This is a genomic window from Streptomyces gilvosporeus, assembly GCF_002082195.1.
GTDB classification, from domain to species: Bacteria; Actinomycetota; Actinomycetes; order Streptomycetales; family Streptomycetaceae; genus Streptomyces; species Streptomyces gilvosporeus.
In genome coordinates this window covers 1,698,882-1,712,375 of sequence record NZ_CP020569.1, presented here as the reverse complement: position 1 = coordinate 1,712,375, position 13,494 = coordinate 1,698,882, and the positions used below count along the sequence as shown (strand labels likewise).

The following is a 13,494-nucleotide window of genomic DNA, read 5'->3' as shown; positions in this document are numbered from 1 at the left end:
GGGCTAGATCAGCCCCATCTCCCGCTTGGCCGCGGCCACCACCACGCGGCGGCTCCGGGCCGCGGTGAGCAGTGCTTCCTGCCGGGCAGAGCCGGGCCGGGCCTCGTGAGCCGCGCGCTGGCACCGCAGAAGGTCCTCGCCGGCCCGCAGGACGTCTCCCGAGGCAAGCAGGCGCAGCCGGGTCAGCTGACTGCGCATCTCCGCGTAGCACGCCTGGGCGGCCTCGATGTCCAGCGGCTGTTCGGCGGGTGTGTAGCGGACGATGTCGGAGTGCGCCCAGCTGGCTTCCAGGAAGGCCACGAAGGCGTCGGTGAGCGACTCACGCGCCCACCTGCGGTGTTCGCGGCGGCCGCCTACCAACGTCGTCACGATCAATGTGGCCAGGCTCGTCACAGCCGCCACCCACGCTGCCCAGGTACTCGCGTCCCCCATCACCCCATTGTCTCCTCCCAAAGGTGGTGCAGGGGGCGCAAACCCCAGAATGCCGCGGGCGTCAAGTGCGCAAACTCATCTCATTTTCTCCTTGGCCTGATGCTGTCCGCTGCTGGACAGTCATGGCAGGAGAGTCAGACGGTCGGCACCGATGCCGGCATGTTCGACGGTTCCTTGGGGGGGAATTGCCATGGTGGCTACTGAGTCGCACCGTCCGGACGGTCCAGGAAACGAGGGCACCGCATCGGGATCTCTGCAGCGGGCGATGGTGGACGTCCTGTCCAGCTCACCGCGTCTGGCTTCGCTTTCGGGGCGTCGCGCTCTGGTCCGGATGCTCGCCCGGTCCCTGGACGATCCGCTCGGTGAGCCCGATGCCCAAGCCCGCTCCTTCGACCAGTTCTCCCAGCTGGTCACACAGTGCACCACGCTGGTGGAAGGCACCGATGCGCTGGCGGATGCCGTCAGCACTCTGACCGGGGATCCGCACACGACACAGCAGATGCGGTTGCTGTGCGACCGCTGGTCGGCGCGCGCATCGCTGTCCGAAGCGGAACTGGACGCACTGGAGGGCCTGTTAAGCCAGGTACCCACCGACGATGTTCACGTCATCGCTCAGGCATCCCTGCAACCACTGGCCGCTCCGTTGCCGCTCCACTGCACGCATGCATGGAGCGTTCTGCTGCATCTGCTGCGGCGCAACGCGTTGCCCAGCGGGCTGCCTCCCTTCATCGCCTTCCTCGAATATCTGGCGGCCGCCGTCGACGAGAGCATCGGTGAGCAGATCCGCTGCTGGACGCTGAGCCATGCGGAGGCATCAGGGCTGGTGCCTTCGCTGCGGGAGTGCAGAGCGAGAGCCGCCTCGGTGCAGTTGCCCGACGCCACCGACCGTCGTGTGATGTTCGTGCTGATGCCGGACGGTTTGGAGAACGACTACTACGTCTTGCGGGTATGGCACGACGAAGGCGGCGCCTACGACGGTCCTCCACTGCGCGACGACGACACACGGGTGCGCCATCCGGACATCGCCCGAGCCGTCTCCAGCAGGCTTCGCCACGCTCTTGCCGGCAGCCAGCGCACCGATCTGACAGTGGAGTTCTGGCTGCCGCTGGCATTGGTGAACCAGCCGGTGTGGGAATGGTGCCAGACGGCGAGTGCATCGGATGCCGAGTGGGACTGCCGGGTGCTCGTGCGCAGCCTCGACCGGCTTCAGTCCCCCGACACCCATTCCTCCTGGCGGGAACGGTGGATGCGCCTGATGCGCGAGGACGTCGCGACGCCGTGCACCGGTCTTCGTGATTCCACGGATGACGACCGGCAGTCGAGCGAACCACTCGTGCTCACCTCGCCCCCCGACATGGAGGACGGCCGCAAGCAGCTCATGGAAGCCATTCGCTCCGGTGCCCCGGCGATCTTGTGGCACCGTCAGAACTGTTCCAAGCCTTTTCGTGAGTCCGTTCAGAACCTGATTCACCGCGGCCCGCTCAAGGATCTGCCGAGCAGGATCGGTGAAATCCACCTGGCACAGGGGCGGTTGGGGGATGAGGCGGAGGTCCTGCGAGAGGTGGTGCTGCTGTGGGACGACCCGGATCGGCCACTGCCGGTCCTCAAACCGCTCGTCGCCCCGGATGAGGTTTCCTTCCCTTGAGCACCCCCGAAGCCGCGACGTGGCTCATCACCGCAGCCCCCGCCACGCCTGTGGTGCCCGCCCAACTCCGTGGATCGGGGCACCTGGTCGCCGCCCGCCCGGTGTTCGCTCCGGCACCGGAGGGCTGGCCGTCCGCTCTGCCGCTGCCCGCCGCCGAGGCGTCGGTCAGCGCGCTGCACGCCCTCAGCCAGCTTCAGCCGGAACTGGCGTCATTCCGCAAAACGGCGCCCGACGCGTTTGCCATACCCTCGGCGCCAGGGCCGGTCTGCCCTCCGGCGACGAATCCGGCGATGCGCGAGCTGGTCCTGGTGGTCGACACCGGCCTTTCCATGTCGGCCTGGTACCCGACCGTGAACGCGTTCGCCGCGTGCGCCTGCGAACTGCCGATATTCAACGACGTCCACATCGTCAAGCTGCGCAGCCAGCCCTCATCGACCCACTCCGATCTCCTCGAGCGCTCCACGGTGATCAACCTCGGGCTCGGCAACCCCACACCGCCGCACCGCCAGAAGACGGTCTTCGTCATCACGGATGCTGTCGGTACCGCCTGGAAACGCGGCCTGATCTGGGATGACCTCCGTGCCTGGGCCCAGCACCACACCGTGGCGATTCTGCACGTACTCCCGCACCACGACTGGTATCTGTCGGGCATTCATGCCCGCCCCCACCAACTGCGCGCCCCGGTGCCGGGCTGCCCCAACAGCGCTCTGGAAGTCTCGCCGCCGGAGATGGTTCCGTCGGACGTGCCGAACGCCGGGGCGGAACGGGAGGGGCGCAAGCTTCTGATTCCGGTGCTGGAGATCCGTAAACGGTGGCTGGACCAATGGGTGCGCCTGATGACCTCCAGACTGTTGGTACACCAGCAGGCGCTGGAGATTCCGTCGGTCTCGGCGGCGGCCGCGTCGGTGCCCTCACCGAGCGCCGCACCGGACGCGGTTGCCGTTCCGGAACAGAGCATCGCGGAATTCCGCACTGCCGCCTCCGAGAACGCCTTCAGCCTCGCCGTGCTCCTGGCCGCCGCCCCGCTCAACCGCCACATCATGCAGCTTCTCGCCGCCGAGCTCCTGCCCGCCGCAAGCCCCGGCGACCTGGCGGCCGTCCTCACCAGCGGACTGCTCATCACCGTGGACAACAGCGCGGAACACAGCGACCCGCACGACCAGGTGGTCTTCGACTTCGCACCCGGCGTGCGGCAGAAGCTGCTGTCTCTCGGGGAATCGACGAGAACCCGCCGTGTCGCCGCCCTCCTCGACCAGTACCTGGGCCGCGACGTGCCGGCCATCCACGGCATCACCCAACGGGTCAAGAGCCCGGCCACCGCCTCCCCTCCCGAGATCACAGCCGAGACGCTCCCCTACCTCCGCGTCGAATGCGCCGTACTGACCGCTCTCTCGGGCGCCTCCGCACCTCACCGTGAAGCGGCAGAACTGCTGCGCACAAGGATCCGCAGGTTCGAGACCGGTCAGTGACGGTCCTCGGCCGCGCATATGTGACCCTGGACGCCCACGAACCGGGGACGCACCGGTAGCCGCACCCCGTCCGTGGTGATCAGAACTCCCCGGACTCCCCCCAGGGCCGATCGCGGATACCGGCGGGCGACCGGGGGCGGAAAAGCCTTTGATGTCACCCCTCAGATGCCCGGTAACCTGGGAAAATGCTGACCGAAGTCACAGCGACCCGCTATGTCACGCCCTTGCGTGAAGGCGGATCGCTCCCGGGAATCGTCGAGGCCGACGATCTCGGTACCTACATCATGAAGTTCACCGGTGCGGGCCAGGGCCGTAAGACCCTGGTGGCCGAGATCATCTGCGGGCTGCTGGGCCGTCGGCTCGGGCTGCGGGTGCCGGATCTGGTCCAGATGCAGCTCGACCCCGTCATCGGTCTGGGCGAGCCCGACCAGGAGGTGCAGGAGCTCCTCAAGGCCAGCGGCGGACTGAACCTCGGGATGGACTACCTCCCCGGATCGCTCGGCTTCGATCCGCTCGCCTTCGAGGTGGGCTCGCGTGAGGCGGGCCGGGTGGTGTGGTTCGACGCGCTGATCAACAACGTGGACCGGTCCTGGCGCAACCCCAACATGCTGGTCTGGCACGGCGAGCTGTGGCTGATCGACCACGGCGCCACCATGATCTGGCACCACAACTGGCCCGGCGCGGAGAAGGCCGCCGTCAAGCCGTTCAACGCCTCCGACCATGTGCTGGCCACCTTCGCCCCGGACGTGGCCTCGGCCGCGGCGGAGTTCGCGCCCCGTGTCACCGAGGATCTGCTGGCCGAGATCACGGCCGAGGTCCCGGACGAGTGGCTGACCGACGAGCCCGGCTTCGACTCGCCGGACGAGGTGCGCCGGGCCTACGTCCGGACGCTGCTGGCCCGTGCCGAGGTCATCAGCGACCACATCACCATCGGGGACCGCAGCAAGGACACCCCCTCGCAGGCGCCGGAATGGCTGGCGGGCAAGCTGCCGCGGAGGGCGGTCAAGTGAACGGTCTGCACAACGGGCGCGATGTGTTCGAGTACGCCCTGCTGAAGGTCGTCCCGCGGGTCGAGCGGGGCGAGATGATCAACGCCGGGGTGATCGTGTACTGCCGCGCCCGGCGCTTCGTCGAGGCGCGTACGTATCTGGACGAGGCCCGGCTGCGCGCCCTGGATCCCGCGTGCGATGTCGAGGGCGTACGGGCCGCGCTGGCGGCCGTCGAGGGCATCTGCCACGGCGGCGCGCAGGCCGGGCAGGCGGCCGAGGACGATGCGGGGCGGCGCTTCCGCTGGCTGATCGCCCCACGCAGCACGATCGTCCAGCCGGGGCCGGTCCACACGGGGCTCACCACGGACCCCACCGCCGAGGCGAAGCGGCTGCTGGAGCTGCTGGTGCGCTGAGGGTGTGGCGGATGGCGTGCCGAGGGTGTGCTGAGCCGCGGGAATGCCGTGCGGGGCGCCGGGACTGTCCGTGGGACGGGCCCGGCGCCCTCGTGTCGGGGCAGGCCATGGCGGCCGTATCAGGTGAGGTGGGTTACGGCGCGGCGGCGGGGCGTTGACAGCGGGTGGCCGGGCTTCTAGCGTCAGCCCTACTAAGCGGTTGCTCACCTGTTCGGCCGGTGGCGAGCCGCTTTCGAGGTTTCGAGGTGAGGAGAACCCGCATGTCCACCACCGAGCAGCGCGTCGCCATCGTGACGGGCGCGGCCCGCGGCATCGGCGCGGCCACCGCCGTACGCCTGGCGGCCGAGGGCCGTGCCGTCGCCGTACTCGACCTCGACGAGGCGGCCTGCAAGGACACCGTCGAGAAGATCACCGCGGCGGGCGGCAAGGCCCTCGCCGTCGGCTGCGACGTCTCGGACGCGGCCCAGGTGGAGGCGGCCGTCGAGCGCGTCGCCAGCGAGCTCGGCGCGCCCACCGTGCTGGTCAACAACGCGGGTGTGCTCCGCGACAACCTGCTGTTCAAGATGAGCGAGACCGACTGGGACACGGTCATGAGCGTGCATCTGCGGGGCGCGTTCCTGATGTCGCGGGCCTGTCAGAAGCACATGGTCGACGCCAAGTTCGGCCGGATCGTCAACCTCTCCTCCAGCTCGGCGCTCGGCAACCGCGGCCAGGTCAACTACTCGGCCGCCAAGGCCGGTCTCCAGGGCTTCACCAAGACCCTCGCCATCGAGCTCGGCAAGTTCGGCGTCACCGCCAACGCCGTCGCCCCCGGCTTCATCGCCACCGACATGACGGCCGCCACCGCCGAGCGCGTCGGCATGGGCTTCGAGGAATTCCAGGCCGCCGCCGCCACGCAGATCCCGGTGCAGCGCGTCGGCAAGCCGGAGGACATCGCCAACGCCATCGCCTTCTTCACGGGCGAGGCGGCCGGATTCGTCTCCGGCCAGGTCCTGTACGTCGCCGGCGGACCGCTCAACTGACCCCAGGAGCCATGGACATGACCGAGCAGAACAGTGCGCTTCCCGAGCCCTCCGGCAAGGTGGCGCTCGTCACCGGCGCCAGCCGGGGCATCGGCTACGGCATAGCCCAGGCCCTGGTGGCCCGCGGCGACCGGGTCGTGATCACCGGGCGCAACGAGGACGCCCTCAAGGAGGCCGCCGAGAAACTGGGCGCCGACCGGGTGATCGGCGTGGCCGGCAAGGCGCATGACGAGGCCCACCAGGCTGTCGCCGTCGAGCGGGCGATGGAGGCCTTCGGCCGGGTGGACTACCTGGTCAACAACGCCGGTACGAACCCGGTGTTCGGCCCGATCGCCGACCTCGACCTCGGCGTCGCGCGCAAGGTGTTCGAGACCAACGTCATCTCGGCGCTCGGCTTCGCCCAGCGCACCTGGCACGCCTGGCAGAAGGACAACGGCGGCGCCATCGTCAACATCGCCTCCATCGCCGGGCTCAACGCTTCGCCCTTCATAGGCGCGTACGGCATGAGCAAGGCGGCCATGGTCAACCTGACGCAGCAGCTCGCCCATGAGTTCGCGCCGGTGGCCCGGGTCAACTCCATCGCCCCCGCGGTGATCAAGACCAAGTTCGCGGCCGCGCTGTACGAGGACCGTGAGGAGGAGGCGGCGTCCGGCTACCCCATGGCCCGGCTCGGCGTCCCGGAGGACATCGGCGGGACCGCGGCCTTCCTGCTCTCCGACGCCTCGGGGTGGATCACCGGGCAGACGCTGGTCGTCGACGGTGGTCTGTTCCTCAACGCCGGGGTCTGAGCGGGAGGAGCCGAGGGGGCGGGCGCCGAGGCGCCCGCCCCCTCCCGTATGGGATCCTGATGGACGGCGCCCGAGGCCCCGCCGCCCAGCGGCGGGACCGGTGATCCGTCGCCCGCGGACCGCGTTGTCAGTGGTCGCCGGTAGGTTCTGATGACAAGAACGGAACGTACACCGGAGGTTGTTGACGTGGTGACCGACATGCTGCCCGAATCCTGGCGGGGGGTCCTCGGCGAGGAGCTGGAGAAGCCCTATGTCAAGGAGCTGACCGACTTCGTCGAGCAGGAGCGGGCCCAGGGACCGGTCTACCCGCCGCACGACCAGGTCTTCGCGGCCCTGGAGGCCACGCCGTACGACCAGGTGAAGGTGCTGATCCTCGGACAGGACCCGTACCACGGCGCGGGCCAGGGGCACGGCCTGTGCTTCTCGGTGCAGCCCGGCGTCAAGACGCCGCCGTCGCTGCGCAACATCTACAAGGAGATGAAGGAGGAGCTGGGCCACCCCATCCCGGACAACGGCTATCTGCTGCCGTGGGCGCAGCAGGGCGTGCTGCTGCTGAACGCGGTGCTCACGGTCCGCGAGGGCGAGGCCAATTCCCACAAGGGCAAGGGCTGGGAGAAGGTCACCGATGCGGTGATCCGCGCGGTGTCGTCCCGGCCGGACCCGGCGGTGTTCGTGCTGTGGGGGAATTACGCCAAGAAGAAGCTCCCGCTGATCGACCAGGACCGGCATGCCGTGGTGCAGGGCGCGCACCCCTCCCCGCTCTCGGCGAAGAAGTTCTTCGGCTCCCGTCCCTTCACCCAGATCAACGAGGCGATCGCCGCCCAGGGCCACGCCCCGATCGACTGGCGCATCCCGGACCTGCATCAGGGGTGACCCGCAGCGGGTCGAGGCACCCCTCCGCGCGTCGCGCACGCCGCGCGGAGGCTTCCCCCGGCGGTTAGCGTCGGGGGAAGGGCCAGGGCGGACACGCTCCGGGGCGCAGCCGCTCCGGGGCGGCGAGCGAGCGCGGGGTGAGTGCGATGGCGGAGGAGCGGCGGGACGAGTCGCCTCTGGACGAGGTGCCCCCGGACGGCGTGCTCACCCGGATCGGCCAGGCGATCATGCTGCACCGCGCCGGCGACCGGGAAGAGGCGCGCAACCGCCTCGCCGGCCTGTGGGACGAGCTGGGGCCGCAGGGGGACGCCTTCCACCGCTGCGCGCTGGCGCACTACATGGCCGACACCCAGGACGATCCGCGCGACGAGCTCGACTGGGACCTGCGTGCCCTGGAGGCGGCCGAGGGCTTCGTCACCGCACCGGCCGAGGGGACGGACGCCGGCGCCCTGCGCGCCTTCTTCCCCTCCCTCCACCTCAATCTCGCCGCCGACTACGTCGCCCTGGACCGCCCGGCCGATGCCCGCGCCCAGCTGCTCAGGGCCCGCGCCTCCACCCGTGGCCTCGCCGACGGCGAATACCGGCAGGGGCTCCGGGAAGCGATCGACCGGCTGGCGGTCCGGCTGGACGGGGACGGGAGCGCAGGGGCGTAGCGGGCGAGGGGCGGCCGCCGACCGCGTCGTAAGCTTCCGGCCGAGGGATCCGGGAAGCACCCGAAGGTCCCGCGAACCGCCATGAACAGGGAGTACGTGTGAAGGTCGGCTGCATCGGGCTCGGAGACATCGCGCAGAAGGCGTATCTCCCCGTACTGGGCGCGCAGCCCGGCATCGAACTGCATTTGCAGACCCGCACTCCGGCCACCCTCCAGCGGGTCGGCGACACCTGTCGGCTGGCCGCCCGTCAGCTGCACACCGAGCTGGACTCGCTGCTCGCGGCCGGGCTGGACGCGGCCTTCGTGCATGCGCCGACGTCCGTGCACCCCGAGATCGTCACCCGGCTGATCGAGGCCGGCGTACCGACGTATGTCGACAAACCGATCTCGTACGAACTCGCCGAAACCCAGCGGATCGTCGCGCTCGCCGAGGAGCGGGGCGTGGGCCTCGCCGTCGGATTCAACCGCCGCTTCGCGCCCGCCTACGCCCAGTGCCGCGAGCACGCCCGCGAGCTGATCCTGATGCAGAAGAACCGCATCGGCCTGCCCGAGGATCCGCGCACCCTGGTGCTGGACGACTTCATCCATGTCGTCGACACCCTGCGGTTCCTGGTCCCCGGCGAGGTCGACCACATCGACGTACGGGCCCGGATCCGCGAGGGGCTGATGGAGCATGTGGTGCTCCAGTTGTCCGGCGACGGTTTCACCGCCCTCGGCACCATGAACCGGCTCAGCGGCTCCGCCGAGGAGATCCTGGAGCTCTCGGGGCAGGACACCAAGCGTCAGGTCGTCAACCTCGCCGAGGTCGTCGACCACAAGGGCCAGCCGACGATCCGCCGCCGCGGTGACTGGGTGCCGGTCGCCCGGCAGCGCGGTATCGAGCAGATCGTGCTGGCCTTCCTGGATGACGTACGGGCCGGACGGCGGTCGTCGGCGCAGGACGCGCTGCGGACGCATGAGCTGTGTGAACGGGTGATCAGCGAGGCCCTCGTCCAAGCCGCCGCCTGAGCGCTCGTACGCCCGCGTACGCGCCGGAGAGCACCAGCGCGCCGATCGCCCCGTACAGCGCCCAATCGCCCCACCGGGTGTACGGGCTGGTGCCCTCGGCGAGCGGGAGGTCGTAGACGGCCGCCGCGCTGCGGTCGGTGCCGAGCCGCTCGCCGACCGGCTCGCCCCGGGGGCCGTAGACCGCGCTGATGCCGGTGAGCGTGGCGTGCACCATGGGGCGCCAGTTCTCCGCGGCGCGCAGTGCGGCCAGCGAGGCGTGCTGGGCCGGTGCCCAGCTGTTCTGGAAGGTCGAGGTGGCCGTCTGCGCGACGAGTACCTGGGCGCCGTCGCGCGCCAGGTGGCGGCTCATGTCGGGGAAGGCGGACTCGAAGCAGACCAGCGGGCCGATGCGCAGTCCGCCGGCCGAGGGGATCGCCATCACCACCTGGTGGGTGCCGCGGATCCCGTCGGCGGGTGCGGCCTTGCCCACCCTGGTGGCCCAGCCCAGGACGGACCTGGCCGGTATGTACTCGCCGAACGGCACCAGGCGCATCTTGGCGTAGCGGTCGCCGGTCGGCCCGTGCGGCCCGATCAGTACCGCGCTCTTCTCGATGCCCGGCCGGCCCGGGCGTCGGCCATCGGCGTTGACCAGCAGATCCGCGCCGGTGCGCCGGGTGAGCGCGGTGAGCCGGGCGGCGAGCGCGGGATGGTCGGCCGGGTCCTGGACGACGCTGCTCTCACCCCAGACGACGAGGCGGACCCCGCGGCCCGCCAGCGACCGCACCAGCGCCTCGCTGCGGGCCAGCCGCGCGGCGGGGGCGTCGATGAGGCCCGGCTGGACGACGGCGATCCGTACCGTCCCGGCCGGGCGGGGGACCGGTGCCCACCACCAGGCCGCGGTGGCCGCCAGGGCGCACACCAGCAGGCCGGTGACGGCCGGCCGCCAGGCCGCCGGACGGGCGAGCAGTTCGGCCAGTGCGGTGTTCACGGCCACGATCAACATGCTCACCAGCCACACCCCGCCGAGCGAGGCCAGCCGCAGCGCGGGAGGCAGCTGCCACTGGCTGGCGCCCAGCAGGCCCCACGGGCCGCCCAGATACTCCCAGGAGCGGACCAGTTCCACCATCAGCCAGCCCGACGGCACCAGCACCAGCGCGGCGGCACACCTCCCGGTGCCCGGCGCGCCCCTCAGCAGAGCCCGCACCAGGACCCCCCAGGGGGCCCACAGCGCCCCCAGCAGCAGGGCCAGCACCACGATGAAGACATGCAGGCTCGGCAGCAGCCAGTGGTGGACGGCCAGCATGAAGCCGGTGCCGCCCAGCCAGCCGTCCGCCGCTGCCCGCCGTACGGTCGGGGCGGTGCGCACCAGCAGCAGCCAGGGGACGAGGACGGCGTACGCCAGCCACCACCAGGACGGCGCCGGAAAGATCAGCACCGGGAGCGCCCCGGCGAGCGCGGCCGCCAGGCCCCGCCACCAGGGGGAGGCGAGCCATCGGGGGCGAGTGCCGAGCGATACGTGCATGCCGTCTCCCTCCGCAGCCACGTGAGCGCTCATTCCCCGGCCGCCACCACCTCGCGCCATTTCTCGTGCACGACGACCTCGGCCAGCCGCCAGCCGTCGGGGGTGCGGCGGGCGGTGAAGGCGTAGCGGCCGGCGCAGGTGTAGTTGGGGCCGGTGGGGGCCGCGGGGTCGGCGGGGCCGTCATCGGGGGCCGCCGGGCCGCCGAGCCGCATCGGGTTGAGGTAGTCGGCCTGGACGGTTGCGGTGTCGCCCGGGGCGCCGTCCTGCCGGGCGAGGGCGATCCGGCGGTTGACGATCAGATGCTGTCGTATGGGGAAGTGGTGCAGCACCTCGGTCAGCCAGGCCGTGATGGTCGTGGTGTCGCCTTCGATGCCGCCCGCCGAGCGGTAGTCGGCTCTGCCGTCGTCGGTGAAGAGGGCCAGGTAGGCGGGCCAGTCCCCGTCGTCCAGGGCGATCGCATAGCCCGTGATCAGATCGTCGATCGCGAGGCGGTCCATGACGGTCGAGTGTTCCGCGCGCTGCGTCATTGCCTCAGTTTTCGGCATCCAAAGGCCCCCGCCAAGAGAGCGGGGGCCAAGCGGCGGGACTTTACGGCACCAGGGCGGGCTCCCCAGTGAGCTCCGGGCCCGCGTCCCGGTCCTCGTCCGGCTCCGTCACCAGGTCCTCGTCCGCACGGGCAGCCAGGTCCTCGTCCGGCCCCGCGGCCTCGCGGGAATCCGTCTCGGTGGCGAACTGGGTCCGGTACAGCTCCGCATAGCGCCCATCGGCCGCCAGCAGCGTCTCGTGGGTGCCGCGCTCGACGATCCGGCCGCCCTCGACGACGAGGATCAGATCGGCGGCCCGTACGGTCGACAGCCGGTGGGCGATCACCAGCGCGGTGCGGCCTTCCAGGGCCTCGGTGAGCGCCTCCTGGACGGCGGCCTCGGAGGTGTTGTCCAGGTGGGCGGTGGCCTCGTCCAGGATGACCACCCGCGGGTGGGCGAGCAGCAGCCGGGCGATGGTCAGCCGCTGCCGTTCACCGCCGGAGAGCCGGTAGCCGCGCTCGCCGACCACGGTGTCCAGGCCGTCGGGCAGGCCGCGGACCAGCTCCTCCAGGCGAGCGCGGCGCAGCGCGTCCCACACCTCCTCCTCGACCGCCTCCGGCCTGGCCAGCAGCAGGTTCTCGCGGATGGTGTCGTGGAAGAGGTGCCCGTCCTGGGTGACCATGCCGAGCGCGTCGCGCAGGGAGGCGGCGGTCAGATCACGGACGTCCACCCCGGCCAGCCGTACCGTGCCGCCGTCGGCGTCGTACAGCCGCGGCAGCAGCTGCGCGATGGTCGACTTGCCCGCGCCGGAGGAGCCGACCAGGGCGACCATCTGGCCCGGCTCGGCGCGGAAGGAGACGCCGTGCAGGACCTGTTCGCCGCCCCGGGTGTCGAGGGTGGCGACCTCCTCCAGGGAGGCGAGGGAGACCTTGTCGGCGGACGGGTAGGCGAAGCGTACGGAGTCGAACTCCACCGAGACCGGGCCGTCCGGCACCTCCCGGGCGTCCGGCTTCTCGGCGATCAGCGGCTTGAGATCCAGCACCTCGAAGACCCGCTCGAAGCTGACCAGCGCGCTCATCACCTCGATGTGCGCCCCGGACAGCGCGGTCAGCGGGGCGTAGAGCCGGGTGAGCAGCAGGGCGAGCGAGACGATCGCGCCGGGCTCCAGGTGGCCGCGCAGGGCGAGGAAGCCGCCGAGCCCGTAGACGACGGCGAGCGCCAGGGCGGAGACCAGGGTGAGCGCGGTGACGAAGTAGGTCTGCACCATCGCCGAGCGGACGCCGATGTCCCGTACCCGACGGGCCCGGAGGGCGAATTCCGCGGATTCGCGGGACGGGCGGCCCATCAGCTTGACGAGGGTGGCGCCGGGCGCGGAGAACCGTTCGGTCATCTGGGTGCCCATCGCGGCGTTGTGGTCGGCGCCCTCCCGCCGCAGACCCGCCAGCCGCCGGCCGACCCGGCGGGCGGGCAGGACGAACACCGGCAGCAGGACGAGCGCGATCACGGTGATCTGCCAGGACAGACTCAGCATCACCACCAGGGTCAGCAGCAGCGTCACGATATTGCTGACGACCCCGGAGAGGGTGTCGCTGAAGGCGCGCTGGGCGCCGATCACATCGTTGTTGAGGCGGCTGACCAGCGCACCCGTACGGGTGCGGGTGAAGAACGCGATCGGCATCCGCTGGACGTGGTCGTAGACGGTGGTGCGCAGATCCAGGATCAGCCCCTCGCCGATGCTCGCCGACAGCCACCGGGTCAGCAGCCCGAGGCCCGCCTCGGCGAGCGCGATCACGGCGATCAGCCCGGCCAGCCCCAGGACGACACCGGGCGCATGGCGGCCCACGATCGCGTCGACCACCCGCCCGGCGAGCAGCGGGGTGGCCACCGCGAGCATCGCGGTCACGGTGCTCAGGACCAGGAACCACACCAGGCGCTTGCGGTGCGGCCGGGCGAAGGCCGCGATCCGGCGCAGGGTTCCGCGGGAGAAGCGCCTGCTGCCCTGCTGCGCGGTCATCGTGCTGTGCAGGGAATGCCAGGCGGTGACTTCCATGTCCATGGGGGACTCCTGTCTGTCGGCGTCGTCACGGGATCGCCGTGAAGGACCGGCGACATAAAAGGAACCTAGAACCTCAACCAATATTGAGGTCAAGGGATTCCTGCCGCGGTCACCCTCAAGGG

At 70.8% G+C, this 13,494-nt stretch carries 13 protein-coding genes; 9 read left to right on the top strand and 4 right to left on the bottom strand.

Features of this window, described 5'->3' with window-relative positions; translation table 11 throughout:
* Nucleotides 1-3 precede the first annotated feature (3 nt).
* The gene (locus B1H19_RS07525; protein ID WP_203237119.1) at nt 4-432 is read right to left on the bottom strand and encodes a hypothetical protein; all 429 of its coding nucleotides are present in this window, start codon (nt 430-432) and stop codon (nt 4-6) included.
* A 265-nt stretch (nt 433-697) separates the two neighbouring features.
* On the opposite strand from B1H19_RS07525, the gene B1H19_RS07520 reads away from it, so the two are divergent.
* From B1H19_RS07520 to B1H19_RS07480, 9 genes are all read left to right on the top strand, one after another.
* Entirely contained in the window at nt 698-2,077 is a 1,380-nt protein-coding gene (locus B1H19_RS07520) for a VMAP-C domain-containing protein (RefSeq protein ID WP_083103843.1), read from the top strand.
* A complete protein-coding gene (locus B1H19_RS07515; protein ID WP_083103842.1) occupies nt 2,074-3,546 on the top strand; it encodes an SAV_2336 N-terminal domain-related protein in 1,473 nt (490 codons plus the stop codon). Before B1H19_RS07520 ends, B1H19_RS07515 begins: the two co-directional genes overlap by 4 nt.
* A gap of 185 nt (nt 3,547-3,731) precedes the next feature.
* The gene (locus B1H19_RS07510) at nt 3,732-4,556 is read left to right on the top strand and encodes a HipA family kinase (protein WP_083103841.1); all 825 of its coding nucleotides are present in this window, start codon (nt 3,732-3,734) and stop codon (nt 4,554-4,556) included.
* The gene (locus B1H19_RS07505) at nt 4,517-4,948 is read left to right on the top strand and encodes a DUF3037 domain-containing protein (protein WP_083103840.1); all 432 of its coding nucleotides are present in this window, start codon (nt 4,517-4,519) and stop codon (nt 4,946-4,948) included. The genes B1H19_RS07510 and B1H19_RS07505 overlap by 40 nt, the downstream gene beginning before the upstream one ends.
* Nucleotides 4,949-5,208: 260 nt before the next feature.
* The gene (gene fabG / locus B1H19_RS07500; protein ID WP_083103839.1) at nt 5,209-5,970 is read left to right on the top strand and encodes a 3-oxoacyl-ACP reductase FabG; all 762 of its coding nucleotides are present in this window, start codon (nt 5,209-5,211) and stop codon (nt 5,968-5,970) included.
* Between the two features lie 17 nt (nt 5,971-5,987).
* Nucleotides 5,988-6,758 carry an SDR family oxidoreductase gene (locus tag B1H19_RS07495; RefSeq protein WP_083109476.1) on the top strand — a complete coding sequence of 257 codons (771 nt, stop codon included), beginning with the start codon at nt 5,988-5,990 and terminating at the stop codon, nt 6,756-6,758.
* 198 nt (nt 6,759-6,956) lie between these two features.
* The gene (locus B1H19_RS07490; protein WP_418361508.1) at nt 6,957-7,631 is read left to right on the top strand and encodes a uracil-DNA glycosylase; all 675 of its coding nucleotides are present in this window, start codon (nt 6,957-6,959) and stop codon (nt 7,629-7,631) included.
* A gap of 146 nt (nt 7,632-7,777) precedes the next feature.
* On the top strand, nt 7,778-8,284 hold the full coding sequence (locus tag B1H19_RS07485) for a hypothetical protein (protein ID WP_083103837.1): 507 nt from the start codon (nt 7,778-7,780) through the stop codon (nt 8,282-8,284).
* A gap of 98 nt (nt 8,285-8,382) precedes the next feature.
* Nucleotides 8,383-9,291: a Gfo/Idh/MocA family protein gene (locus B1H19_RS07480; protein WP_083103836.1), complete on the top strand. Its 909-nt coding sequence runs from the start codon at nt 8,383-8,385 to the stop codon at nt 9,289-9,291.
* Here B1H19_RS07480 and lnt read toward each other — a convergent pair.
* From lnt to B1H19_RS07465, 3 genes are all read right to left on the bottom strand, one after another.
* Nucleotides 9,260-10,792 carry an apolipoprotein N-acyltransferase gene (gene lnt, locus B1H19_RS07475; protein WP_083103835.1) on the bottom strand — a complete coding sequence of 511 codons (1,533 nt, stop codon included), beginning with the start codon at nt 10,790-10,792 and terminating at the stop codon, nt 9,260-9,262. The two genes, B1H19_RS07480 and lnt, sit on opposite strands and share 32 nt — an antisense overlap.
* 29 nt (nt 10,793-10,821) lie before the next feature.
* Nucleotides 10,822-11,319 carry a nuclear transport factor 2 family protein gene (locus B1H19_RS07470; RefSeq protein WP_083103834.1) on the bottom strand — a complete coding sequence of 166 codons (498 nt, stop codon included), beginning with the start codon at nt 11,317-11,319 and terminating at the stop codon, nt 10,822-10,824.
* Between the two features lie 61 nt (nt 11,320-11,380).
* A complete protein-coding gene (locus B1H19_RS07465; RefSeq protein ID WP_083103833.1) occupies nt 11,381-13,372 on the bottom strand; it encodes an ABC transporter ATP-binding protein in 1,992 nt (663 codons plus the stop codon).
* Nucleotides 13,373-13,494 lie beyond the last annotated feature (122 nt).